Origin of the sequence: Pseudomonas sp. BNK-44-b, assembly GCF_047456245.1 — a bacterium.
Taxonomy (GTDB): Bacteria; Pseudomonadota; Gammaproteobacteria; order Pseudomonadales; family Pseudomonadaceae; genus Aquipseudomonas; species Aquipseudomonas machongensis.
This window is the reverse complement of record NZ_CP179908.1, coordinates 4,076,724-4,099,547: the sequence shown is the minus strand read 5'-3', so window position 1 is coordinate 4,099,547 and position 22,824 is coordinate 4,076,724. Positions and strand designations below refer to the sequence as shown.

The window sequence follows — 22,824 nt, the reverse complement described above, 5'->3', positions numbered from 1 at the left end:
AGCCATGCAAGGCGCGATGATACGTCAGCAGCAACCCGTCACCGGCCGCAGCAAGCCGGTGCCGCGCGGTGCCAGCCGACTGGTGGCCGACGAGCCCGTATCGGCGCGCCTGCCACGGCCCAGCTTCGGTGGGTTGAAACGCCTGCTGTGGCCGGTGCTGCTGGTCGCTGCCGGCTTCGGCGCCTACGAAGGCGCGATCCGGTTGATGCCTTACGCCGACCGACCGATCACCAAGATCGCCGTGCAAGGCGACCTGAGCTACATCAGCCAGCAGGCGGTGCAGCAGCGTATCGCGCCTTATGTCGCGGCGAGCTTCTTCAGTGTCGATCTGCCGGCGATGCGTACAGAACTCGAGCAGATGCCATGGATCGCCCACGCCGAAGTGCGTCGGGTATGGCCGGACGAGGTGGTGATCCGCCTCGAGGAACAACTGCCGGTCGCGCGCTGGGGCGATGAGGCCTTGCTCAACAACCAGGGCCAGGCGTTCACCCCGCGTGAGCTGGCCAACTATGAGCATTTGCCGCAGCTGTTCGGGCCGCAGCGCGCTCAGCAACAAGTCATGCAGCAGTATCAGGTATTGAGCCAGATGCTGCGCCCCATGGGCTTCTCCATCGCTCGCCTGGAGCTGCGCGAGCGAGGCAGCTGGTTCCTGACCACCGGTGCGGGTAGCGCCGGTCCTGGCATCGAGCTGCTGTTGGGGCGCGATCATCTGGTGGAGAAGATGCGCCGGTTCATTGCCATATACGACAAGACACTCAAAGAGCAGATCACCAACATCGCCCGCATCGATCTGCGATACGCCAACGGATTAGCGGTTGGCTGGCGGGAACCGAATGCACCGACGACGGCCCAACCCGCCGTTGCGAAGAATTAGAGAGAGGCAGGACCATGGCAAACGCGCATAGCGGCAAAATGATCGTCGGGCTGGACATTGGCACCTCCAAGGTGGTGGCGCTGGTTGGCGAAGTGGCGGCGGACGGCACCCTCGAGATCGTCGGGATTGGTACGCATCCGTCCCGCGGCTTGAAGAAAGGCGTGGTGGTAAACATCGAGTCGACCGTGCAGTCGATCCAGCGCGCGGTGGAAGAAGCGCAGCTGATGGCCGGCTGCCGCATCCACTCGGCGTTCGTCGGTGTTGCCGGCAACCACATCCGCAGCCTGAACTCCCATGGCATCGTCGCCATCCGCGACCGTGAGGTCAGCGTCGCCGACCTCGAGCGCGTGCTCGACGCTGCCCAGGCCGTGGCCATCCCGGCCGACCAGCGCGTGCTGCACACCCTGCCGCAGGACTACGTGATCGACAACCAGGAAGGTGTGCGCGAGCCACTGGGCATGTCTGGCGTGCGTCTGGAAGCGAAAGTCCATGTGGTCACCTGCGCGGTCAACGCCGCCCAGAACATCGAGAAGTGCGTGCGCCGCTGCGGCCTCGAGATTGACGACATCATTCTCGAACAACTGGCCTCGGCTTATTCGGTGCTGACCGATGACGAGAAAGAACTGGGCGTGTGCCTGGTGGACATCGGCGGCGGCACCACCGACATCGCGATCTTCACCGAGGGTGCGATCCGCCACACCGCGGTGATCCCGATCGCCGGCGACCAGGTCACCAACGACATCGCCATGGCCCTGCGTACACCTACGCAGTACGCCGAGGAAATCAAGATCCGCTACGCCTGCGCCCTGGCCAAGCTGGCCAGCGCCGGCGAGACCATCAAGGTGCCGAGCGTCGGCGATCGTCCGCCGCGCGAACTGTCGCGCCAGGCCCTGGCAGAAGTGGTCGAGCCGCGTTACGACGAGCTCTTCACCCTGATCCAGGCCGAGTTGCGTCGCAGCGGCTACGAGGATCTGGTGCCGGCCGGCATCGTCCTGACCGGCGGTACATCGAAGATGGAAGGCGCCGTGGAACTGGCCGAGGAAATCTTCCACATGCCGGTACGCCTCGGCGTGCCGCACAGCGTTCGGGGGCTGAGCGACGTGGTGCGCAACCCGATCTATTCAACCGGCGTGGGACTGCTCACCTACGGCCTGCAAAAGCAGACCGAGGACCTGCCCCTGACCGGCAACAGCAGCAGCAACAGCTATGGCGATGAACCTAAGGCCCCGGTGCTTGAGCGCTTCAAGCGCTGGGTCCAAGGCAACTTCTAAGTTTCAAAGCAGTAGTGGTAGGCGCAAAAACTAGAGAACTGTAAGGAGAGGGAAAATGTTCGAGCTCGTAGACAACGTCCCGCAAAGCCCGGTCATCAAAGTGATCGGTGTCGGTGGTGGTGGTGGCAACGCCGTCAACCACATGGTCAAAAGCAGCATCGAAGGTGTGGAATTCATCTGCGCCAACACCGATGCCCAGGCGCTGAAGAACATTGGCGCACGCACCATCCTGCAACTGGGGACCGGTGTGACCAAGGGCCTGGGTGCCGGTGCCAATCCGGAAGTCGGTCGTCAGGCCGCGCTGGAAGACCGTGAGCGCATCGCCGAAGTGCTGCAAGGCACCAACATGGTGTTCATCACCACTGGCATGGGCGGCGGTACCGGTACCGGTGCTGCGCCGATCATCGCCGAAGTGGCGAAGGAAATGGGCATCCTCACCGTTGCGGTGGTGACCCGTCCGTTCCCGTTCGAGGGGCGCAAGCGCATGCAGATCGCCGATGAAGGCATCCGCATGCTGGCTGAAAGCGTTGACTCGCTGATTACCATCCCCAACGAGAAGCTGCTGACCATCCTGGGCAAGGATGCAAGCCTGCTGTCTGCCTTCGCCAAGGCCGACGACGTGCTGGCTGGCGCCGTGCGCGGTATCTCCGACATCATCAAGCGTCCGGGCATGATCAACGTCGACTTCGCCGACGTGCGCACCGTGATGGGCGAGATGGGCATGGCCATGATGGGCACCGGCTGCGCCAGCGGTCCTAACCGTGCTCGTGAGGCCACCGAGGCGGCGATTCGCAACCCGCTGCTCGAGGACGTCAATCTGCAGGGTGCCCGCGGTATCCTGGTGAACATCACCGCAGGTCCTGACCTGTCGCTGGGTGAGTACTCCGACGTGGGTAGCATCATCGAGGCCTTCGCCTCCGACCACGCGATGGTCAAGGTCGGCACCGTGATCGATCCTGACATGCGCGACGAGCTGCACGTCACCGTGGTCGCTACTGGCCTGGGTGCGCGCATCGAGAAGCCGGTCAAGGTCGTCGACAACACGCTGCAGACCGCGCAGCAGGTGTACGAGTCCTCCAACCCGGCTCCGGTTCGCCAGGAGCAGTCGGCGGTGAACTACCGTGACCTGGAGCGTCCGACCGTGATGCGCAACCAGGCACACGCAGGCGCTGCGGCTGCGGCCAAACTCAACCCACAGGACGATCTGGACTACCTTGACATCCCGGCCTTCCTGCGTCGCCAGGCCGATTGATGGAATTTATCAGGGGTATAAGGGTGATTGGTGTTCAGCAAAGGCCGGGTCTGCTATCATTCTCAGCCTTTGTTGATACCAATTCGCAATTAGCGCTAAAGCGGCCAATGCCATGATTAGACAACGCACCCTGAAGAATACCATTCGTGCCACAGGTGTCGGCCTGCATTCCGGAGAGAAGGTCTACCTGACTCTCAAGCCAGCACCCGTGGATACCGGCATCGTTTTCCGCCGCGCTGACCTCGACCCTGTGGTCGAAATCCCGGCGCGTGCGGCCAACGTCGGCGAGACAACCATGTCGACGACGCTGGTCAACGGTGACGTCAAGGTCGATACGGTCGAGCACCTGCTCTCCGCCATGGCGGGCCTGGGCATCGATAACGCCTACGTCGAGCTCTCCGCCTCGGAAGTGCCGATCATGGATGGCAGCGCCGGTCCCTTTGTATTCCTGATTCAGTCCGCCGGCCTGGAAGAACAGGACGCCGCTAAAAAGTTCATCCGTATCCTGCGCGAAGTCAGCGTGGAGGAGGGCGACAAGCGCGCCACCTTCCTGCCTTTCGACGGGTTCAAGGTGAGCTTCGAGATCGACTTCGATCACCCGGTCCTCAAGGGCCAGACCCAGAGTGCAGTGGTTGATTTCTCCAGCACGTCGTTCGTGAAGGAAGTCAGCCGAGCACGCACCTTCGGTTTCATGCGTGACATCGAGTACCTGCGCAAGCACAACCTTGCGTTGGGTGGCAGTGTCGAGAACGCCATCGTGGTCGACGAGACCGGTGTGCTCAACGAAGACGGACTTCGCTCCGATGACGAATTCGTCAAGCACAAGATCCTCGACGCCATTGGCGACCTCTATCTGCTGGGCAACAGCCTGATCGGCGAGTTCAAGGGCTACAAGTCCGGACACGCGCTGAACAACCAGTTGCTGCGCAAGCTGATCGCAGAAACGGACGCCTGGGAAGTGGTTACTTTCGAAGATGCCAGTACGGCACCGATCTCCTACATGCGCCCTGTTGCGGCCGTGTAAGTTCGAACACTCTCTAGTTCATTGAGGCCACCTTCGGGTGGCCTTTTTTTATTGGCGCGCCCATGGCCGAGCGGTGTTTGAGGCCTTCGCAGATAACGCCGGGAACTTCAGGTCTTGTCGTGGGCGTGTGCTGCAAGCCGTTCCAGCGCGGCCCGCAGTTTTTCGTCATCAATGCCTTGCGCCGTCTCGCGCAGGCTTTGTGCCGCTTGTTGCGACAACTCGGTGGTGTGTGTCGGGCGCGCGGGTGCGCCAACTGGTGGTTGCACCTGGAACTTGATGCGCTGCAGGTTGGCGAAGGCTTCCATGGCTCGCAGCGTTGTCAGCAGGCGCTTCTGCTGGTAGCGCAGACGCGTTGCCCAATGGCCGTCCGTCACCACCAGGAGCAGACAGCCATCGCGCCATGAGGCCACATGACAGTGTGCCCGGGCAGCGGGCTGCAACTGGCTTTCCAGCAAACGCTGCAGGTGCTCGAGGCGCTCGGCCTGGTTGAGCAGCAGGCGCAGCGGCCTGGCCTGGCGCAGCAAGGCGGCGGGTGGCTGGGCAGAAGGGGGTTTGTAGGCCATCGGAGTACGCATGAGGTTACAAGATTGGCAGTCTAACAGATGCCACCGGGGCCGTTGCCTGTGCCGGACGCTTTGCCGGCAGTACCGATCCTGAGGGCGGTGCAGAGGGTGTGGGCGCAGGCCTGTCCGCGAGGAGGCCAAACACGTTTCATGTCTGGCCGCCTTGAACTTGAGGAAAATGTCCCTATGTTAGAGAGGCCCCGTTTAAAGCGCTGTGCCAGCATCGTGGAAATCCACCACTTTCCTCACCAACGTTTCCGGGTAGAATGCTCGTTCGCATGCGGCCCAAGGGCTGCACGGGCGACTCACGGGGCCGCCCTCCATCCCTAAGTGTGGAAGATCCTGCCGATATGTTTGCGCCTTTGTTAAAAAAACTTTTTGGAAGCAAGAACGAGCGTGAAATCAAGCGCATGCTCAAGACGGTGAGCACCGTCAATGCCTTCGAAGAGAAGATGGTGGCCCTCTCCGACGAGCAACTGCGTGGCAAGACCGCAGAGTTCAAAGAGCGCCTGGCCAAAGGCGAAACCCTCGACCAGTTGTTGCCCGAAGCCTTCGCCGTGGCCCGTGAGGCCGGCAAGCGTGTCATGGGCATGCGCCACTTCGATGTCCAGCTGATCGGTGGCATGACCCTGCACGAGGGCATGATCGCAGAAATGCGTACCGGTGAAGGCAAGACCTTGGTCGGTACCCTGGCGGTCTACCTGAATGCGCTGTCCGGCAAGGGCGTGCATGTGGTCACGGTCAACGACTACCTGGCTCGCCGTGACGCCAACTGGATGCGTCCGCTGTATGAATTCCTCGGCCTCAAGGTGGGCATCGTCTCGGCCTTCCAGCCGCCGGAAGAAAAGCGCGCCGCCTATGCTGCCGACATCACCTACGGCACCAACAACGAATTCGGTTTCGACTACCTGCGCGACAACATGGCGTTCAGCCAGGACGAGAAGTTCCAGCGTGAGCTGAACTTCGCCGTGATCGACGAAGTCGACTCCATCCTCATCGACGAAGCGCGTACCCCGCTGATCATCTCCGGTCAGGCCGAAGACAGCTCCAAGCTGTACATCGAGATCAACCGCCTGATCCCGCGCCTGAAGCAGCACATCGAAGAAGTCGAAGGCCAGGTGACTCAAGAGGGTCACTTCACCATCGACGAGAAGAGCCGCCAGGTCGAGCTCAACGAGGCCGGTCACCAGTTCATCGAGGAGATGCTCACCCAGTCCGGCCTGCTGGCCGAAGGCGAGAGCCTCTACTCGGCCCACAACCTGGGCCTGCTCACCCATGTCTACGCGGGCCTGCGTGCGCACAAGCTGTTCCACCGCAACGTCGAGTACATCGTCCAGGACGGCCAGATCCTGCTGATCGATGAACACACCGGCCGTACCATGCCGGGCCGCCGCCTGTCCGAAGGCCTGCACCAGGCCATCGAGGCGAAGGAAAACCTGAACATCCAGGCAGAGAGCCAGACCCTGGCTTCGACCACCTTCCAGAACTACTTCCGTCTCTACACCAAGCTGTCCGGCATGACCGGTACTGCCGACACCGAAGCGTTCGAGTTCGCCCAGATCTACAACCTCAACGTGATGGTCATTCCGCCGAACAAGCCGCTGGCACGGAAGGACTTCAACGACCTGGTCTACCTCACCGCCGACGAGAAGTACGCGGCGATCATCGCCGACATCAAGGAAAGCATGGCCAAGGGCCGTCCTGTCCTGGTGGGTACCGCGACCATCGAGACCTCCGAGCACATGTCCAACCTTCTGCAGAAGGAAGGCATCGACCACAAGGTCCTGAACGCCAAGTACCACGAGAAGGAAGCCGAGATCATCGCCCAGGCCGGTGCGCCGGGCGCCCTGACCATCGCCACCAACATGGCCGGTCGTGGTACCGACATCCTGCTGGGCGGTAACTGGGAAGCCGAAGTCGCTGCTCTGGAGAATCCGACCAGCGAGCAGATCGCGCAGATCAAGGCAGACTGGCAGAAGCGCCACCAGCAGGTGCTGGAAGCCGGTGGCCTGCACGTGATCGCCTCCGAGCGTCACGAGTCGCGTCGTATCGACAACCAGCTGCGTGGCCGTGCCGGCCGTCAGGGCGATGCCGGTTCGAGCCGCTTCTACCTGTCGCTGGAAGACAGCCTGATGCGTATCTTCGCCTCCGACCGGGTGAAGAACTTCATGAAGGCGCTGGGCATGCAGTCCGGCGAAGCCATCGAGCACCGCATGGTCACCAACGCCATCGAAAAAGCGCAGCGCAAGGTCGAAGGTCGCAACTTCGACATCCGCAAGCAGCTGCTCGAATACGACGACGTGGCCAACGAGCAGCGCAAGGTGATCTACCACATGCGCAACAGCCTGCTGGCTGCCGAGAACATCGGCGACACCATCGCCGAGTTCCGCAAGGAAGTGCTCGACGCCACCATCAGCCAGCACATTCCGCCGCAGTCGCTGCCCGAGCAGTGGGACGTGGCGGGCCTTGAGGCCGCGCTGTCCAGCGACTTCGCCATGAAGCTGCCGATCCAGCAGTGGCTCGACGAGGACGATCACCTCTACGAGGAGACCCTGCGCGAGAAGCTGCTGAACGAGATCACCACCGCATACACCGAGAAGGAAGACCAGGCCGGCATCGACGCCCTGCGCACCTTCGAGAAGCAGATTCTGCTGCGCGTGGTGGACGACCTGTGGAAAGACCACCTGTCGACCATGGATCACCTGCGTCACGGTATCCACCTGCGCGGCTACGCCCAGAAGAACCCGAAGCAGGAGTACAAGCGCGAGTCGTTCACCCTGTTCCAGGAGCTGCTCGAGTCGATCAAGCGCGACACCATCCGTGTGCTCTCGCACGTCCAGGTTCGCCGCGAAGACCCTGCCGAAGAAGAAGCCCGCCTGCGCCGCGAGGCCGAGGCACTGGCCAGCCGCATGCAGTTCCAGCACGCTGCAGCCCCAGGTCTGGAAGGCGAGCAACTGAGCGAGGAGGGCGCCGAAGTGGCTGTAGCCTCTGCGCCCGTTCGCAACGAACAGAAGCTGGGCCGCAACGAGCCGTGCTGGTGTGGTTCGGGCAAGAAGTTCAAGCATTGCCATGGTCAGATCGAGTGATTCGATCCGTCACCTGACATCTACAGGGCCGCTTGGCGGCCCATCGCGGCACAAGGCCGCTCCCACAGGCATCGCACAGAACCTGTAGGAGCGGCCTTGTGCCGCGATGGGGCGCAAAGCGGCCCCGCTTTTCGCAACTCATTCATTTTCTAGGAGCGCTCCAATGGCTGTCGGTCTCGGTCCCCTGCCTACCCTGCACCCGGTTCCCGGTTTCGAACTCGGCATCGCTTCGGCGGGCATCAAGCGCCCTGGGCGCAAGGACGTGGTGGTGATGCGCTGCGCCGAAGGCTCCAGCGTTGCCGGCGTGTTCACCCTCAACGCCTTCTGCGCCGCTCCCGTGATCCTCTCCAAGCAGCGCGTGCAGGGCACTGTGCGCTACCTGCTGACCAACACCGGTAACGCCAACGCCGGTACCGGTGCGCCGGGCCTGGCCGCCGCCGAGCGCACCTGCGCCAAGCTGGCCGAGCTGACCGGCGTGCCTGCCGAGTCCGTGCTGCCATTCTCCACCGGGGTGATCGGCGAGCCGCTGCCGGTCGAGAAGATCGAAGGCGCGCTGCAGGCTGCGCTGGACAACCTTTCGGAAAACAACTGGGCCGAAGCCGCTACTGGCATCATGACCACCGACACCCTGCCCAAGGGTGCCAGCCGTCAGTTCCAGCACGACGGCGTCACCGTCACGGTCACCGGGATCAGCAAAGGTGCAGGCATGATCCGCCCGAACATGGCCACCATGCTCGGCTACATCGCCACCGACGCCAAGGTCGCCCCGACTGTGCTCAAGGACCTGATGCTCGATGGTGCCAACAAGTCGTTCAACCGCATCACCATCGATGGCGACACCTCGACCAACGATTGCTGCATGCTGATCGCCACCGGCAAGGCCAACCTGCCGGAGGTAACCGAGGCGAGTGGCGCGCTGTTCGAAGCGCTGAAGAAGGCCGTGTTCGACGTGTGCATGGAAGTGGCCCAGGCCATCGTCCGTGATGGCGAAGGTGCGACCAAGTTCGTGACCGTGCAGGTCAATGGCGGCGGGAATCATCAGGAGTGCCTGGATGTCGGCTATGCCGTCGCTCATTCGCCGCTGATCAAGACTGCACTGTTCGCCTCCGACCCCAACTGGGGCCGCATTCTGGCTGCCGTCGGCCGCGCAGGCGTGCCGGAACTGGACGTCAGCCTGATCGATGTGTACCTGGACAGCGTGTGCATCGCCAGCAAGGGCGGTCGCAGCCCGAGCTACACCGAAGAGCAAGGTTCGGCGGTGATGGCCCAGGAAGAGATCACCATTCGTATCGAACTGGGTCGCGGCCAGTGCAGCGAAACCATCTGGACCACTGATCTGTCCCACGAGTACGTGAAGATCAACGCCGAATACCGTACCTGATCCACCCAAGGCCGCTGCCACAGGCTCGAAGGGGACCTGTGGAGCGGCCTTGTGTCGCGATGGGCTGCGCAGCAGCCCTGAATCCAAAGAGCAATGGAGCCGAACCATGAGCTATCACCTGATCATCGGCGACAAGCTGTATTCTTCCTGGTCGCTGCGCGGCGCCCTGGCCCTTGAGCTGGCAGGCGTCGGTTATGACGAGACACTGATCAAGCTCAACCAGCCTGATACCCGCAAGCGCATTCTCGAATTCTCGGCCACCGGCAAGGTGCCGCTGCTCAAGACCGAGCACGGCGTGATCGCCGACTCCTTGGCCATCGCCGAATACCTCAACGAACAGCACCCCGAGGCGCAACTCTGGCCGGTGGAGGTCGCTGCGCGTGCCCAGGCGCGCTCGGCGTGTGCGCAGATGCACAGTGGTTTCTTTGCCTTGCGCGGTGCGATGCCGTTCGATCTGTCGCGCGATCAGGCGTTGGATAGCGTGCCGCTCGAAGTGCAGGTCGATATCGACCGCATCGTCGCCTTGTGGGGCGAGTGCCGCCTGATGGCCAAGGACGGCGGCCCGTTCCTGTTCGGACGGCCTACGCTGGCCGATGCTTTCTTCGCCCCGGTGGCGGTGCGTTTGCGTACCTACCGTGTGCAAGTGCCCGCGCAGGCGGCGGCGTACATCGAAACGATCTACAACTGGCAGGCCTTCCAGGCCTGGCAGAAGGCGGGCTTGATGGAGTGTAACGGGTGAAACGGATCCATGTAGTTGCAGCCGTCATTCGCGGCGTCGACGGGCGCATCCTCATCGCGCGCCGCGCCGATACTCAGCACCAGGGCGGCCTGTGGGAATTTCCCGGCGGCAAGGTGGAAGAGGGCGAGGGCGTCGAGGCCGCACTGGCCCGTGAGCTGCACGAGGAGCTGGGTATCGTCGTCAGCGCCTCTCGGCCGCTGATCAAGGTCAGCCATGACTACCCGGACAAGCAGGTGCTGCTGGACGTGCGCGAGGTGTCGGCTTTCACCGGCGAGCCCCATGGCGCCGAGGGCCAGCCATTGGCGTGGGTTGCTCCGCGAGACCTGGACCAGTATGCATTTCCCGAGGCCAATAAACCGATCGTGGCGGCCACGCGCCTGCCGGACCAGTACCTGATCACCCCGGATGGGCTCGATACCCCGGCGTTGCTGCGCGGTATCCAGAAGGCGGTGGCCTCCGGCATCAGGCTGATCCAGTTGCGCGCGCCAGACATGTACGACCCCAAGTACCGCGATGTGGCGGTGGATGCGGTCGGGCTCTGTGCCGGCAAGGCTCTTCTGATGCTCAAGGGACCACTGGAGTGGCTGGGCGACTTCCCGTCTGCAGGTTGGCACCTGACGGCGGCGCAATTGCGCAAGTACGCTGCCAAGGGGCGACCTTTCCCGCAGAATCGCTGGCTGGCGGCGTCCTGCCATAGCGCCGAGGAGCTCGAGCTGGCACGGCAGATGGGAGTGGACTTTGTCACTCTGTCGCCAGTGCAGCCTACCCAGACCCACCCCGAGGCCACGCCGATGGGTTGGGAGGAGGCACAGCGCTTGATTGCAGGCTTCAACCAGCCAGTGTTCCTGCTGGGCGGGGTCGGGCCGGGTGAGCGTGAGCGGGCCCGGGAGGCGGGTGCTCAAGGTGTTGCCGGGATTCGGGCGTTCTGGCCTCAAGCCTGAGTCGCAGCCGGGGCCGCTTTGCGGCCCCGATGGTCTCAGCCTTGCGGCTTCTCGGCAGGCTGCCACAGCACCTCGGCCACTCCCTGGCGTCGGCCGATGATCCGCGCTGCGACAAACAGCAGGTCCGACAACCGGTTGATATAGGCCAACCCCACCCCCTCAAGCGGCTCGACGGCATTCAACTGCTGGCAGCGCCGCTCCGCCCCCCGCGCCTGGGCGCGACACACATGGGCCTGGGCCACCAGCGCCGAGCCGCTGGGCAGAATGAAGTTCTTCAATGGCCCCAACTCCTCGTTCCACCTATCGATGACCGCTTCCAGGCGCTGCACTTCCGCCTGGTCCAGCGCCTGGTAACTGGGCATCGCCAGTTCGCCGCCGAGGTCGAACAGACGATGCTGACAAGGCGCCAACACCTCGCTCAGCTCATCCAGGCCTTGCTCGGCCAGCCCGGCGAGCAGCACGCCCAGCTGGCTGTTGAGCATGTCCACCTCGCCGATGGCCTCGATGCGCGGATGGTCCTTGGGGACGCGGCGACCGTCGCCAAGGCCGGTCTCGCCCTTGTCGCCGGTGCGGGTGTAGATCTTCGACAGGCGATAGCCCATGTCATGCCTCCGTCTTGGCCGGGGGCATGGCCCCCAGCTGGCTCAAGGGCAGGCGCAGGGTGAAGCAGGTGCCTTGGCCTGGGGTGGAGTGCACCTCCATCTGCCCTTTGTGGTTGTTGGTGATGATGAAGTACGAGACCGAAAGGCCCAGACCGGTGCCCTGACCGATCTCCTTGGTGGTGAAGAACGGCTCGAAGGTGCGCTTGCGCACCGACTCGGGCATGCCGATGCCGTTATCTTCCACCTGGATTTCGGCCCATGGCGGGTTGAGGCGGGTGCGCAGGGTGATGCGCCCCGGTTCGCTGGGCGCCGGGCGCTGATGGATGGCCTGGGCGGCGTTCTTCAGCAGGTTGAGCAGCACTTGTTCCAGTTCGTTGGCGGTGCAGGGCACGGGGCCGAGCTCGGGGTCGAACTGACGGACGATGGCCTGTCCCTTGAAGTCGAAGCCCTCCGTCAGGTCGAAGTCGTTGCCGGCGATCTCCACCGCCTGGTCGATCAAGGCGGGCAGGTTGCAAGGCGCCAGTTGGCGGTTGCTGCGGCGGCTGAAGCTGAGCATGTGGGTGACGATCTTCGCGGCCCGCGCGCCGGCCTGCTGGATGCCGTCGAGCAATTGCGGCACTTCGCGGCCCTCCAGGTAGCGGTTGATGCTGGCCAGGTCGATGCCCAGCTCGTCGGCCTGCTCCTGATTGCGCGGCAGTTCCGGCGACAGGCGTCGACGAATGTTCTGCACGTTGTGCAGGATCGCGCCCAGCGGGTTGTTGATCTCGTGGGCCATGCCTGCGGCCAGGCCGCCGACCGAGAGCATCTTTTCCGATTGCACCATCATTTCTTCCAGCGACAGGCGCTGGGTGATGTCGTCGATGCGGATCACCACCCCACGCCCGCCGCCGCCGGTCAGCGGATAGAACGTGAGCGCGTAGTGGCGTGGCTCGTCGTCCTTGGGCCAGGTGACCCGCTCGACCTTCGCTACCCGGTGTTTTTCCACCGTCTCCTTGAGCTGTGGCAGGAATGGCTTGAGTGGCTCGAAAGCGATGAAGATCGGCTGGTTCAGCGCCTCGTCCAGCGGCGTCCCGGAAAGCGCGGTGGCTTCCTGGTTCCATTGCGTGACGTAGAGCTGCTCGTCGAGGGCGATCAGTGCCGAAGGCATGGAGTCGATGATGCTGTTCAGGTAGTTCTGGAAGCCTGTCAGCTTTTTCTCGATCTTGCTGCGCACCTGAACTTCCAGTTCCAGCTTGCGGTTGGTGTGGCGGGTTTCCTCGGCCAGGCCCTGGGCCTGGTCGAAAGCCGACTGGAATTCGTCGCGGGCACGCTTGAGCTGGTCTTCGCGCGCTTCGATACGCGACAGCATGGTGTTGAACGCTTCGGCAAGGCTGCCGATTTCGTCGTCGTTGCCCCGTTGCGCACGCAGGGCGTAGCTCTCCTCGCGGGTCACCTGGCGCGAGAGCTCCTCGAGGCTGTTGATCGGCTGGGTGATGAGGCGCTTGATCTGCCGGGCGATGATCAGCCACAGCAGAATGCTGAACACCAGGATCGCCAGGCTGGCAGACAGGGTGCCGGTATAGAACGCAACCGGCAATTCGCTGCTGGCCACCAGCAGCAGGTGCGCGGGCGGGCTGCCTGGACGGGGCAGGGCGATCAGCTGGGTGCTGCGAAACTCGGTGAGGCGCCAGCCGTCGATGTTGCGGTAGCGCTTGGGCATGCTCAGTGGCTGGCCATGTTGCAGTTGGGCCAGCAGGCGCCCGTCGCTGGCATACACGGCGGCGGCGCGCAGGGGTGAATAGCTGTCGAGCTCCTTGAGCAAGGCGCTGGCGGCTTCTGGGCTGTCGCTGGCGCGCGCGGAAAGCTGTGGATTGGCGACCAACCGGCCGATGGTCTGTAGCGCCTGGGGAGCCATGCTTTCCTGGGTGATCCAGTAGGCGGCGCTGATGAAGGCCAGGTTGGCCACCAGCAGGATGGTGACCAGCAGCACCAGCAGGGCGGCCAGCAGTTTTTGCCCGACCGGAAGGTTTTCCAGGCGTTGGCGCAGGGTCATGGGCGAAGTGATGTCCGTGTCGGTGGGTGGGCAGCGTCAGTCGCTGGGCAGGTTGCGTGCCTGCAGGTTATCGACCAGGCGTTGGCGCAGGTGTTCCAGGCCAGGTGTCGCCAGGCCATGCCGGGCGGCAACGTTGCAGGCATGGCCAAGCAGGTAGTGCAGCTCGGTACGTCGGCCTGCGCGCACGTCCTGGTACATCGAAGAGTAGTTGGCCGCGGTCGCCACGATCACCCGCTGGACGTCTTCGGCCAGGTTTTCGGCCGCTTGCGCTTGCCCGGCACTGCGCAGGAGGGTGCTCAGTTCCAGGCACAGTTCGTCGACTTCAGGCAGGTGACCAAGCAGCCCGCCATTCTGGCAGTCGTAAAGCACCGTCAGCGGGTTGATCGCGCAATTGAGTGCAAGCTTGCGCCACAGGCGGGTGAGTATGTCCAGCGACCACTCGGCCGGGATGCCGGCCTCGCTCAGATCGTCGAACCATTCGGGGACGCCAGGGTTGCCCGGATCGCCCAGCCAATTGAAGCCCTGGCCAGCGAACCGCACCTGCCAGTCGCGCTCGCGGAACGCACCTTCGGTGCTGGAGGCGAAGATACAGCGGGCGTGGGGAGCCTGCTCGGCCACTTCATCCTGGCTGCCGAGGCCGTTCTGCAGCAGGACCAGCTCAGCACCTTCGGCCAGCCGCGGCGCCAGGCGCGCGATGGCAGGCGCGGCGTCGTAGGCCTTGCACGCCAGCAGCAGGCGGTGGATAGGGCCTTCGCCCTCGCAGGTCTGTGCCGGAATGGCGAATTGTGTTGTCTGGTGCTGTTCGATCAGGGTCAGGCCGCCTTCGGCTTCATAAGCTGCCAGGCGCTGTTCGTCGCGCAGCACCAGGCGCACGGCCTTGCCCGCCCGTGCCAGGCGGCAGGCCCAGAGGCTGCCGAGGCTGCCGGCGCCGAGAATATGCCAGGTGCTGCTCATCTGCGTTTCGCAACCCGTTATAATGAGCCCGCATTTTAACCATCAAACCCGACGCGCTCCATCTTCAAGCCGAGCGCGCTTTTATTTTATGGAGAACAACCATGCCTTCGTTCGACGTGGTATCGGAACTGGACAAGCACGAAGTGCAGAACGCGGTCGAAAACGCCATCAAGGAGCTCGATCGCCGCTACGACCTCAAGGGCAAGGGCAGCTTCGAGTTCAAAGACAAGGAGCAGACCGTGATGCTCACTGCCGAAGCCGAATTCCAGCTCGAGGCGATGATCGAAATCCTGCGCCTGGCGCTGGTCAAGCGCAAGATCGACGTCAAGTGCCTGGAAACCAAGGATCCCTATGCTTCCGGCAAGGAAATGAAACAGGAAGCCAAGTTCCGCGAGGGCATCGACAAGGAGCTGGCGAAGAAGATCGTCGCCCACATCAAGGATGCCAAGCTCAAGGTCCAGGCCGCCATCCAGGGCGAGCAGGTACGGGTCACCGGCAAGAAGCGCGACGACCTGCAGGAAGCCATCGCTGCCCTGCGCGCCAAGGAATTCGACATGCCGCTGCAGTTCAACAACTTCCGCGACTGATTCTGCGGGGCAGGAACCTTGATGGCACACCAATGTCCATCGCTTCCTGCGACCGCTGAATGTCCGGCGGTCTGCTTTACTGTGCACGTGTCGTTCGACATCAGGAGATGAACATGGATTTGAACGCTGAAGTCGATCAACTGGTACGCCAGTCCGAGACTTGGATTCCCTTGATCATGGCGTACGGCAGTCGTTTGTTGCTGGCGCTGCTGACCCTGGCGATCGGCTGGTGGATCACCAACAAGATCAGTGATCGATTGGCCAGGCTCGTCGGCCTGCGGGTAGCTGACCCGGCGTTGCAGGGTTTCATCCGCACGCTGTCCAACATCGTGCTCAAGGTGATGCTGGCGATCAGCGTGGCGTCGATGATCGGCATCGAAACCACCTCGTTCGTCGCTGCCATGGGTGGTGCCGTGCTGGCCATCGGCCTGGCCTTGCAGGGCAGCCTGGCAAACTTTGCCGGTGGCGTGCTGATCCTGCTGTTCCGCCCGTTCCGCATCGGCGACTGGATCGAGGCCCAGGGTGTGAGCGGGACCGTCGACAGCATCCAGATCTTCCACACCGTGCTGCGTAGCGGTGATAACAAGACGGTCATTCTGCCTAACGGCACCTTGTCCAACGGCATCATCGTCAACACCAACCGCCAGCCGACGCGCAAGGTCGTGTTCGACGTGGGTGTGGACTACGAGGCCGACCTGCAGAAGGCGCGCAACGTGCTGCTGGAGCTGGCGCAGGACCCTCGGGTGCTGCCCGACCCAGCGCCTCAGGCGGTGGTTGCCACGCTTGGTGACAGTTCGATCACCGTGTCGCTGCGCCTGTGGACCAAGACTGCCGACTACTGGGACGTGATGTTCATGCTCAACGAGCAGGCGCGCGATCGCCTGAAGGCCGAGGGGATCGACATTCCCTTCCCGCAGCGGGTGATTCGCGTGGTGCAGGAGACTGCCGCGCAGTAACCCACGCTGTACAACGGGGCCCCTGCAGGGGCCCTTGTTTTTTGCGCCTTACACTTGTTCACAGCCAAAGCCGGTGATTTCTGGCATATAGCCTGACCCCTTCTGTCTGCACCCGAAACGCCATCATGAAACCATTGTTGTATATCACTCCTCTGCGGGCCCTGTTGTTCGGCCTGACCCTTGCCCTGTTCGAACTGCTGACCTACCTGGCCAGCGATGCCGTCATGCCTGCCATGCCGGTGGTGGTCGACGATCTCAAGGCCAGCCCTGAATTCATTCCCCACGCCCTGAACCTCTACCTGCTTGGCGGCGTAGTACTGCAGTGGCTGATCGGCCCGCTGGCCGACCGCTATGGCCGCCGTCCACTGCTGCTGACCGGCTGCGCCTTCTTTGGTGCGGCATGCCTTGCGACCTTCTGGGTGCACGATATCGGCCTGTTCAATCTGCTGCGCCTGCTGCAGGGCATTGGCCTGGGCTTCGTGGTGACGGTGAGCTATCCGGCGCTCAACGAGGCGTTCAGCGAGGCTGACGCGGTGCGGATGATGGCGCTGCTGGCCAACATTGCGCTGCTCTCGCCGTTGCTCGGGCCGCTGGTGGGGACGTTGATGCTGCAGTGGCTCGACTGGCGCTGGCTGTTCGTCGCCTTCGCGGTGGGCGCGGTGCTGTGCTGGGGGCTGCTGTATCGCCTGATGCCTGAAACGCTCGGGGTCGAGCGCCGTGATGGCTCGCGCCTGGCCTTCACACCCATCCACCTGTTGCCCTTGCTGGCCGGTTACGCGCAGTTGCTGGGCAACCGTCGTTTTGTGGCTGGCAGCGCGGCGTTGGGTTTGGTGGGCTTGCCGCTGATCGGCTGGATCGGCCTGTCGCCGGTCCTGCTGATCCATGACGAGGGGCTTAGCACCCTGGAATACGCGCTGTGGCAGTTACCGGTGTTCGGTGGACTGATCCTCGGCAACCTCATCATCAATCGTATTGCGGATCGTTATCCGCTGCCTGCGCTGGTGCGCGGTGCCCTGTGGCCGTACCTGGCCGGGTTGTGCCTGATGGTGCTGGCGACCTGGTTGTGGCCGACGGTGACCAGTGTGGTCGCTGGCATGTCGCTCTATGCACTGGGGTTGGGTGTGGCCAACGCGGTGCTGTACCGCATGACGCTGTTCTCCAGCGAGCAGAGCAAGGGGCTGGTGTCGGCGATGCTGGGGATGATCACCATCGCCTTGCTGGGGCTGGGGGGCGCGGTGTTGGCGATGCTGGGTGCAGGGGCGAGCTTGTTGCACTTTGCCTTGGGTGCTGGGATCGCCGGGGCGCTGGCGCTGTGGCCGTTGTGGTTCGTGGTGGGCGGTCGGCCTGGGGAAGGGGCTGTCGTTCAGTAGGCTTGAAAACGGCGTCGTCCTTTTCGCGGGCAAGTCGGGGCGCCGAACCGACGCTCCCACAAGTACACCATGGGTTTCAAGAGCAGTGGTGTACCTGTGGGAGCGGGCTTGCCCGCGAAAAGGATGAGGTGACTGTCAGGGCTGCTCGGTCACCGAGTTTTCCGCCTGCGCCTGCTTGCCGCGTCCTACTTCCTGGCGCCAGTGCAGCGCGATCAGGATCAGCGTGGGCACGCCCAGCAGGGCGGTGATCATGAAGAAGTTGTGATAGCCGAACTTCTCGACCATTACCCCTGAATAGCCGCCGATCAGCCGCGGCAGCAAGAGCATGATCGAGCTCAGCAGCGCGTACTGGGTGGCCGAGAACTTCAGGTTGGTCAGGCTAGACAGGTAGGCAACGAACGCCGAGGTCGCCATGCCGGAGCTGAAGTTGTCCAGCGAGATGGTCACCACCAGCATTTCCAGGTTCGGCCCCATGTCGGCCAGCATCACGAACAGGATGTTGGTACCTGCCGACGCCACGCCGCCGATGAACAGGATCGGCAGGATGCCGAAGCGCACGATCAGCAGCCCGCCGACACCGGCACCGACCAGGGTCATGATCAGGCCGAAGATCTTGCTGACGCTGGCGATCTGGTCCTTGGTGAAGCCCATGTCGATGTAGAACACGTTGGCCATGACGCCCATCACGGTGTCCGACATCCGGTACGTGGCGATCAGCCCCAGCAACAGCAAGGCCTGCCAGCGGTAGCGGACGATGAAGTCGTTGACCGGCGTGAGTACCGGCGCCAGGCCGCGGCGGCCCATGGAAGACAGGCAGGCCCAGGTCAGCAGTGCATAGAGGATCAGGCGCAGGAAGGCGCGGTCTTCGAGCAGCAGGTCGAGCATGGTCGAGTCGCCAAACACCACGCTGGCCCAGTCGGTGTTGAACATCTGGGTGAAGCTGGCGGGCACCGACACCAGCAGGATGATCAGCACGAACACCGACACCAGCTGATGCATCAACCCGTAGCGCGCCGCCGACAGCTGCGTGCGCAGCGGCACGGGGGGCTCACGCATCACCAGTGTGGTGAACAGCGCCGGCAGCATGAGGATGCCGAACAGCACGTAGGTGCCGGTCCAGGCTTTGTGCAGGTAGCTGAAACCGGTGGAGCCGAACCATTCGGCGAAGAACAGCGCGCCAGCGGTGGCCAGTAGTGCCGCGACCCGATAGCCAGCCATGTAGCTGGCGGCGAGGGCAGCCTGGCGCTGGTCATCGGCGATTTCCAGGCGGTAGGCGTCGACGGCGATGTCCTGGGTGGCCGAGGCGAAGGCCACCAGCACCGCCAGGGCGATCAGCCAGGACAGGTGTTTCTGCGGATCGCACAGGCCCATGCCCATGAGCCCTACGACGACCAGCACCTGCGACAGCAGCAGCCACGAGCGACGCCGTCCCATGCCGCCGAGCAGCGGCAGGCGCCATTGGTCGAGCAGCGGCGACCAGACCCATTTGAACGCGTAGGCCAGACCGATCAGGCTGGCATAGCCGATGGTCTCGCGGGCGACACCGGCTTCGCGCAGCCACACCGAAAGCGTTGAAAACACCAGCATGTAGGGCAGGCCGGCGGCGAAACCGAGCAACAACAGCACCAAGGTCGACGGGCTGGCATAGGCAGCGAGCGCAGCGCGCCAGGTTTTACGGGGCATGGGCCAACATCTGCCTCAAGTTTGCGAAAACAAAGCGCGCACTCTAACCGCTGTGCTCCATTGGGCGCCAGCCATGGCGCGACATATCCACTCGATTATTGGTCACATTCACGCCCTCTGCGCGCAGCCTGGCGCGTTGTTCGTCGCCCGACGGCGTACCCAACGCGAGGCTCAGGCGGCCACCGGCCCCGAGCACCCGGTGCCACGGCAGGCGTGTGTCAGACGGCAGTTGCCCGAGGGTGCGCCCGACCCAGCGTGCAGCGCGGCCAAGGCCGGCCAGTTCCGCCAATTGGCCGTAACTGATCACCTTGCCAGCCGGCACTTGGCCGAGCACCGAATACAGTGCCATTCGTCGGGCTTCGGAATCGTCCGGATGCGGAATCGATTGATCAGACATCAGTCAATTCCTGACCTGAAGGTGAAACAAGATGAAAGATTGGCGGAAATGAGAATTGAACTCGTAGGCATAGGCCCGGTCTGTCCTTGCTCTGGTCGTGGGTATCTGGATAATGCCCGACTTTTTTCGTCCAACCGAACGCAAATTCTGCCTATGTCCTCTAGAGCTTTGCTGTGCCTTTTCGCCGCCACCCTCTCTGCGCCCGTGCTGGCAGACACCGTCTGGATGAAGAACGGTGACCGCCTGAGCGGCAAGATCAAGGTCTTCGACGGCGGCAAGCTGCTGCTCGAAACACCCTATGGCGGCAGTATCGCCCTGGACTGGAAGCAGGTTCAGACCCTCGAAAGCGACCAGGAACTGTTGGTCAAGCAGGACGCCTACTCCGGCGAGAAGGCCAAGTCGCTCAAGGCCGCCGAAGCCGGCAAGGTGACCCTGGCCAACGGCGATGCGCCCAAGACCGTGGAGCTCGCCAGTATCGAGCAGATCATGAAGCCGCGCCCGCTGGTCGAGGACTTCCTGTGGAAAGGTAATGTCGACCTGGCGCTGGACTACAAGCGTGCCGAAAACGACACCGACGACTACGACGTCAGCTTCAAGACCACCGCGCGCCATGGCCGCTGGCGGCACAACGCCGAAGGCGAGTACAACCGCGAAACCAAGGACGATGTCACCACCACCAACAACTGGAGCGCCGAGTACGCGCTGGACCGTTTCCTCACCGAAAAATGGTTCTGGCAGGGACGCCTGGAATACAAGCGTGACCAGATCGAGAATCTGGCACGCCAGCGTACCATCGGTACTGGCCCGGGCTATCAGTTCTGGGACGACGAGCTGGGCGCGTTCTCGCTTGGTTCGCTGATCAACCGCACCGACTACGAATACCGCGATGGCGGCAAGGATAACTTCTATTCGGCAGCGGTGAAGTGGGACTACAACCGCTATCTGATCGGCAAGAAGGTCGAGTTCTTCACCACCGGCGAGCTGGGCAAGCCATTCGGTTCGGTCGCCGATTACTCGCTGGATGCCGAGATGGGCCTGCGCTACAAGGTGACCGAGTGGGCCTCGCTCAACCTCAAGGCCGAGAAGGACCTGATCAAGGGCACCAGCGACAGCGACCTGGACAAGACCCGCTACACCGCAGGTTTCGGTGTGGCCTGGTAAGACCGCTCGCACGGGGCTGTACAGCGCTCCTGTGGCAGGCGGCGGTGATAATGATTATCTTGTCACCCATCCAGTCCGCTGCCCCAGGAGTTCCCCGTGAGTACCAACGCCATCCGCCCCGCCCGGGAACTGCTGCTCGAAGAGTACCGCGGCGTTCTCTCGACCCTGTCCAAGTCCATGCCTGGCTTCCCCTTCGGTTCGGTGGTGCCCTACTGCCTGGACGCCCAAGGGCACCCGCTGATCCTCATCAGCCGTATCGCCCAGCACACCCATAACCTGCAGAAGGATGCCAAGTGCTCGCTGCTGGTGGGCGAGCGTGACGCCGAAGACGTGCAGGCGGTCGGCCGCCTGACAGTGATGGCCGAGGCGCGCAAGCTGACCGACGAAGCCGCCATCGACGCGGCTGCTGCGCGCTACTACCGGTACTTCCCCGATGCCAGCAACTACCACAAGGCCCACGATTTCGACTTCTGGGTGCTGGAACCTGTGCGGCATCGCTACATCGGCGGCTTCGGCGCGATCCACTGGCTCGACGACGTCACCTTGGCCAACCCTTTCGCCGGGGCGGCAGAAGCCAGCATGATCGAGCACATGAACAGCGATCATGCCAACGCCATCGCCCATTACGTCGAGCTCACCGGTCTGCCGCGCAGTGCACCGGCCGAGATGGTCGGCATCGACAGCGAGGGGATGCACCTGCGCATCGGCCAGGCGATTCACTGGCTGGCGTTCCCGAACACTTGCAATACGCCGACACAAGTGCGCGAAGCCTTGGTATTGCTGGCACGCGCCGACCAGTGGCCCACTCCGGCGAAGGTCGAGGGTTGAAATCGCGAGCAGTTGCATCCATTTGAGGTCTTATTGGAAGGTTCTCTTCCGTCGAGGAATCCTTGATGCGTGCTTTTCTACTGCTGTTCCTGATTTTTCCGGTGCTGGAGTTGTTCGTCTTCGTCAAAGTCAGCGCCGCCATCGGTTTCTTCCCGGCGCTGCTGCTGATCATCGCCGGTTCCGCTCTCGGCCTGCTGGTCATGCGCCTGGCCGGGCTGGCGACGGCGCTGCGCGCCCGTGAAAGCCTGCAGCGCGGCGAACTGCCCGCTGAGGACATGTTCCAGGGCCTGATGCTGGCCGTGGGTGGTGGCTTGCTGCTGCTGCCGGGCTTCATCAGCGATGTGCTGGGCCTGCTATGCCTGCTGCCCTTTACCCGCCATCTGGTTGCGCGCAAGTTGCGTCAACGGGCCGAGGCCCAGGCCACGCGCCAGAGGGCGTTCCAGGATGATCCGTTCAACGGGCAGCCGCGCGATGGCGGTCACCGTCCGAATGTGATCGAGGGCGAATACGAGCGCCGCGATCAGTGATCGACAAATGAACCCAAGGGGGCCGCTATGCGGCCCCTGCTTTTTTCGGCGTGTACACGCCGATTAAAAAAATTCCATGGCAAGCCTTGTAATCGAATCGAGCGGCCTCATGTATGTGTCACCGCAAGGTTTCTGGTGGCAACACCAGACATGACACGTGGGGTTCGCAGGCCGCGAGCCCCCTCCGGCAACGCCGGATAGCCTCAACCGCCGGTGTCGACACCGGCCGATGAAAACCACAATTTGGGAGAGATCGACAATGAAGCTTCGTCCTCTGCATGACCGCGTCGTCATCCGTCGCAGCGAAGAAGAATCGAAAACCGCTGGCGGTATCGTCCTGCCGGGTTCGGCCGCTGAAAAACCAAACCGCGGCGAAGTTGTCGCCGTTGGCACCGGTCGCGTCCTGGACAACGGCGAAGTTCGCGCGCTGGCCGTGAAAGTGGGTGACAAAGTGGTTTTCGGCCCTTACTCGGGCAGCAACACCGTGAAAGTCGATGGCGAAGACCTGCTGGTGATGGCCGAGAACGAAATCCTCGCCGTCATCGAAGGCTGATTTCCCCGATTTCCCTGCTAAAGAATTCCAAGGATTAAACGAT

21 protein-coding genes are annotated in these 22,824 nt (G+C 63.1%); 15 read left to right on the top strand and 6 right to left on the bottom strand.

Features of this window, described 5'->3' with window-relative positions:
• The first annotated feature begins 4 nt into the window (after positions 1 to 4).
• From ACMGGG_RS18815 to lpxC, 4 genes are all read left to right on the top strand, one after another.
• Entirely contained in the window at positions 5 to 874 is an 870-nt protein-coding gene (locus ACMGGG_RS18815; protein ID WP_054894011.1) for a cell division protein FtsQ/DivIB, read from the top strand.
• A 14-nt stretch (positions 875 to 888) separates the two neighbouring features.
• On the top strand, positions 889 to 2,145 hold the full coding sequence (gene ftsA, locus ACMGGG_RS18810; protein ID WP_414154205.1) for a cell division protein FtsA: 1,257 nt from the start codon (positions 889 to 891) through the stop codon (positions 2,143 to 2,145).
• 55 nt (positions 2,146 to 2,200) lie between these two features.
• A complete protein-coding gene (gene ftsZ / locus ACMGGG_RS18805; RefSeq protein WP_054894013.1) occupies positions 2,201 to 3,397 on the top strand; it encodes a cell division protein FtsZ in 1,197 nt (398 codons plus the stop codon).
• A gap of 112 nt (positions 3,398 to 3,509) precedes the next feature.
• Positions 3,510 to 4,421, top strand: a complete 912-nt coding sequence (gene lpxC, locus ACMGGG_RS18800) for a UDP-3-O-acyl-N-acetylglucosamine deacetylase (protein WP_054894014.1) — start codon at positions 3,510 to 3,512, stop codon at positions 4,419 to 4,421.
• A gap of 107 nt (positions 4,422 to 4,528) precedes the next feature.
• On the opposite strand, the gene ACMGGG_RS18795 is transcribed toward lpxC, so the two are convergent.
• A complete protein-coding gene (locus ACMGGG_RS18795; protein WP_063546007.1) occupies positions 4,529 to 4,984 on the bottom strand; it encodes a DUF721 domain-containing protein in 456 nt (151 codons plus the stop codon).
• Positions 4,985 to 5,334: 350 nt separating this feature from the next.
• On the opposite strand from ACMGGG_RS18795, the gene secA reads away from it, so the two are divergent.
• The 4 genes from secA (at position 5,335) to ACMGGG_RS18775 (ending at position 11,131) form a co-directional block, all read left to right on the top strand.
• On the top strand, positions 5,335 to 8,070 hold the full coding sequence (secA, locus tag ACMGGG_RS18790) for a preprotein translocase subunit SecA (RefSeq protein ID WP_063546006.1): 2,736 nt from the start codon (positions 5,335 to 5,337) through the stop codon (positions 8,068 to 8,070).
• Positions 8,071 to 8,233: 163 nt separating this feature from the next.
• Positions 8,234 to 9,451, top strand: a complete 1,218-nt coding sequence (gene argJ / locus ACMGGG_RS18785) for a bifunctional glutamate N-acetyltransferase/amino-acid acetyltransferase ArgJ (protein ID WP_112899082.1) — start codon at positions 8,234 to 8,236, stop codon at positions 9,449 to 9,451.
• Between the two features lie 106 nt (positions 9,452 to 9,557).
• The gene (locus ACMGGG_RS18780; RefSeq protein ID WP_054894018.1) at positions 9,558 to 10,190 is read left to right on the top strand and encodes a glutathione S-transferase family protein; all 633 of its coding nucleotides are present in this window, start codon (positions 9,558 to 9,560) and stop codon (positions 10,188 to 10,190) included.
• Complete coding sequence (locus ACMGGG_RS18775; protein ID WP_414154204.1) at positions 10,187 to 11,131, top strand: Nudix family hydrolase; 945 nt, start codon at positions 10,187 to 10,189, stop codon at positions 11,129 to 11,131. The genes ACMGGG_RS18780 and ACMGGG_RS18775 overlap by 4 nt, the downstream gene beginning before the upstream one ends.
• 35 nt (positions 11,132 to 11,166) lie before the next feature.
• On the opposite strand, the gene ACMGGG_RS18770 is transcribed toward ACMGGG_RS18775, so the two are convergent.
• Genes ACMGGG_RS18770 through ACMGGG_RS18760 form a run of 3 tightly spaced genes read right to left on the bottom strand, consistent with a single transcriptional unit; the run spans position 11,167 to position 14,719 of the window.
• Positions 11,167 to 11,733 carry a cob(I)yrinic acid a,c-diamide adenosyltransferase gene (locus tag ACMGGG_RS18770; RefSeq protein WP_063546002.1) on the bottom strand — a complete coding sequence of 189 codons (567 nt, stop codon included), beginning with the start codon at positions 11,731 to 11,733 and terminating at the stop codon, positions 11,167 to 11,169.
• A 1-nt stretch (position 11,734) separates the two neighbouring features.
• Positions 11,735 to 13,765 carry an ATP-binding protein gene (locus ACMGGG_RS18765; protein WP_054894021.1) on the bottom strand — a complete coding sequence of 677 codons (2,031 nt, stop codon included), beginning with the start codon at positions 13,763 to 13,765 and terminating at the stop codon, positions 11,735 to 11,737.
• A gap of 36 nt (positions 13,766 to 13,801) precedes the next feature.
• Positions 13,802 to 14,719 (bottom strand): putative 2-dehydropantoate 2-reductase, encoded by a 918-nt coding sequence (locus ACMGGG_RS18760; protein ID WP_414154203.1) that lies wholly within the window; start codon positions 14,717 to 14,719, stop codon positions 13,802 to 13,804.
• Positions 14,720 to 14,820: 101 nt separating this feature from the next.
• Here ACMGGG_RS18760 and ACMGGG_RS18755 point away from each other — a divergent pair, with 101 nt between their 5' ends.
• The 3 genes from ACMGGG_RS18755 (at position 14,821) to ACMGGG_RS18745 (ending at position 17,632) form a co-directional block, all read left to right on the top strand.
• On the top strand, positions 14,821 to 15,306 hold the full coding sequence (locus ACMGGG_RS18755; RefSeq protein ID WP_054894023.1) for a YajQ family cyclic di-GMP-binding protein: 486 nt from the start codon (positions 14,821 to 14,823) through the stop codon (positions 15,304 to 15,306).
• Positions 15,307 to 15,419: 113 nt separating this feature from the next.
• On the top strand, positions 15,420 to 16,262 hold the full coding sequence (locus tag ACMGGG_RS18750; protein ID WP_054894024.1) for a mechanosensitive ion channel family protein: 843 nt from the start codon (positions 15,420 to 15,422) through the stop codon (positions 16,260 to 16,262).
• Positions 16,263 to 16,387: 125 nt separating this feature from the next.
• On the top strand, positions 16,388 to 17,632 hold the full coding sequence (locus ACMGGG_RS18745) for an MFS transporter (RefSeq protein WP_063546000.1): 1,245 nt from the start codon (positions 16,388 to 16,390) through the stop codon (positions 17,630 to 17,632).
• Between the two features lie 135 nt (positions 17,633 to 17,767).
• Here the strand turns inward: ACMGGG_RS18745 and ACMGGG_RS18740 are convergent, their stop codons facing one another.
• Both ACMGGG_RS18740 and ACMGGG_RS18735 read right to left on the bottom strand, forming a co-directional pair.
• Entirely contained in the window at positions 17,768 to 19,315 is a 1,548-nt protein-coding gene (locus ACMGGG_RS18740) for an AmpG family muropeptide MFS transporter (RefSeq protein WP_054893837.1), read from the bottom strand.
• A 43-nt stretch (positions 19,316 to 19,358) separates the two neighbouring features.
• Positions 19,359 to 19,712 (bottom strand): MGMT family protein, encoded by a 354-nt coding sequence (locus tag ACMGGG_RS18735; protein WP_414154202.1) that lies wholly within the window; start codon positions 19,710 to 19,712, stop codon positions 19,359 to 19,361.
• 153 nt (positions 19,713 to 19,865) lie between these two features.
• On the opposite strand from ACMGGG_RS18735, the gene ACMGGG_RS18730 reads away from it, so the two are divergent.
• The 4 genes from ACMGGG_RS18730 to ACMGGG_RS18715 all read left to right on the top strand — a co-directional run bounded on the left by ACMGGG_RS18730 (position 19,866) and on the right by ACMGGG_RS18715 (position 22,781).
• Positions 19,866 to 20,873, top strand: coding sequence for a DUF481 domain-containing protein (locus tag ACMGGG_RS18730; protein WP_065864193.1), 1,008 nt, complete (start codon positions 19,866 to 19,868; stop codon positions 20,871 to 20,873).
• Between the two features lie 96 nt (positions 20,874 to 20,969).
• A complete protein-coding gene (locus tag ACMGGG_RS18725) occupies positions 20,970 to 21,701 on the top strand; it encodes a HugZ family protein (RefSeq protein ID WP_054893834.1) in 732 nt (243 codons plus the stop codon).
• A gap of 65 nt (positions 21,702 to 21,766) precedes the next feature.
• Positions 21,767 to 22,228, top strand: coding sequence for an FxsA family protein (locus ACMGGG_RS18720; RefSeq protein WP_054893833.1), 462 nt, complete (start codon positions 21,767 to 21,769; stop codon positions 22,226 to 22,228).
• Positions 22,229 to 22,487: 259 nt separating this feature from the next.
• The gene (locus ACMGGG_RS18715; protein WP_029614823.1) at positions 22,488 to 22,781 is read left to right on the top strand and encodes a co-chaperone GroES; all 294 of its coding nucleotides are present in this window, start codon (positions 22,488 to 22,490) and stop codon (positions 22,779 to 22,781) included.
• The last annotated feature ends 43 nt before the right edge of the window (positions 22,782 to 22,824 follow it).

Bases quoted from the DNA above. Each gene is read 5' to 3' on its own strand.
- ftsZ (WP_054894013.1), top strand. From the start codon at position 2,201: ATGTTCGAGCTCGTAGACAACGTCCCGCAAAGCCCGGTCATCAAAGTG.
- ACMGGG_RS18720 (WP_054893833.1), top strand. From the start codon at position 21,767: ATGCGTGCTTTTCTACTGCTGTTCCTGATTTTTCCGGTGCTGGAGTTG.
- ACMGGG_RS18750 (WP_054894024.1), top strand. From the start codon at position 15,420: ATGGATTTGAACGCTGAAGTCGATCAACTGGTACGCCAGTCCGAGACT.
- lpxC (WP_054894014.1), top strand. From the start codon at position 3,510: ATGATTAGACAACGCACCCTGAAGAATACCATTCGTGCCACAGGTGTC.
- ACMGGG_RS18735 (WP_414154202.1), bottom strand. From the start codon at position 19,712: ATGTCTGATCAATCGATTCCGCATCCGGACGATTCCGAAGCCCGACGA.
- ACMGGG_RS18815 (WP_054894011.1), top strand. From the start codon at position 5: ATGCAAGGCGCGATGATACGTCAGCAGCAACCCGTCACCGGCCGCAGC.
- ACMGGG_RS18795 (WP_063546007.1), bottom strand. From the start codon at position 4,984: ATGGCCTACAAACCCCCTTCTGCCCAGCCACCCGCCGCCTTGCTGCGC.
- ACMGGG_RS18755 (WP_054894023.1), top strand. From the start codon at position 14,821: ATGCCTTCGTTCGACGTGGTATCGGAACTGGACAAGCACGAAGTGCAG.
- ACMGGG_RS18745 (WP_063546000.1), top strand. From the start codon at position 16,388: ATGAAACCATTGTTGTATATCACTCCTCTGCGGGCCCTGTTGTTCGGC.
- ACMGGG_RS18730 (WP_065864193.1), top strand. From the start codon at position 19,866: ATGTCCTCTAGAGCTTTGCTGTGCCTTTTCGCCGCCACCCTCTCTGCG.
- argJ (WP_112899082.1), top strand. From the start codon at position 8,234: ATGGCTGTCGGTCTCGGTCCCCTGCCTACCCTGCACCCGGTTCCCGGT.
- ACMGGG_RS18740 (WP_054893837.1), bottom strand. From the start codon at position 19,315: ATGCCCCGTAAAACCTGGCGCGCTGCGCTCGCTGCCTATGCCAGCCCG.
- ACMGGG_RS18715 (WP_029614823.1), top strand. From the start codon at position 22,488: ATGAAGCTTCGTCCTCTGCATGACCGCGTCGTCATCCGTCGCAGCGAA.
- ACMGGG_RS18765 (WP_054894021.1), bottom strand. From the start codon at position 13,765: ATGACCCTGCGCCAACGCCTGGAAAACCTTCCGGTCGGGCAAAAACTG.
- secA (WP_063546006.1), top strand. From the start codon at position 5,335: ATGTTTGCGCCTTTGTTAAAAAAACTTTTTGGAAGCAAGAACGAGCGT.
- ACMGGG_RS18770 (WP_063546002.1), bottom strand. From the start codon at position 11,733: ATGGGCTATCGCCTGTCGAAGATCTACACCCGCACCGGCGACAAGGGC.
- ftsA (WP_414154205.1), top strand. From the start codon at position 889: ATGGCAAACGCGCATAGCGGCAAAATGATCGTCGGGCTGGACATTGGC.
- ACMGGG_RS18760 (WP_414154203.1), bottom strand. From the start codon at position 14,719: ATGAGCAGCACCTGGCATATTCTCGGCGCCGGCAGCCTCGGCAGCCTC.
- ACMGGG_RS18780 (WP_054894018.1), top strand. From the start codon at position 9,558: ATGAGCTATCACCTGATCATCGGCGACAAGCTGTATTCTTCCTGGTCG.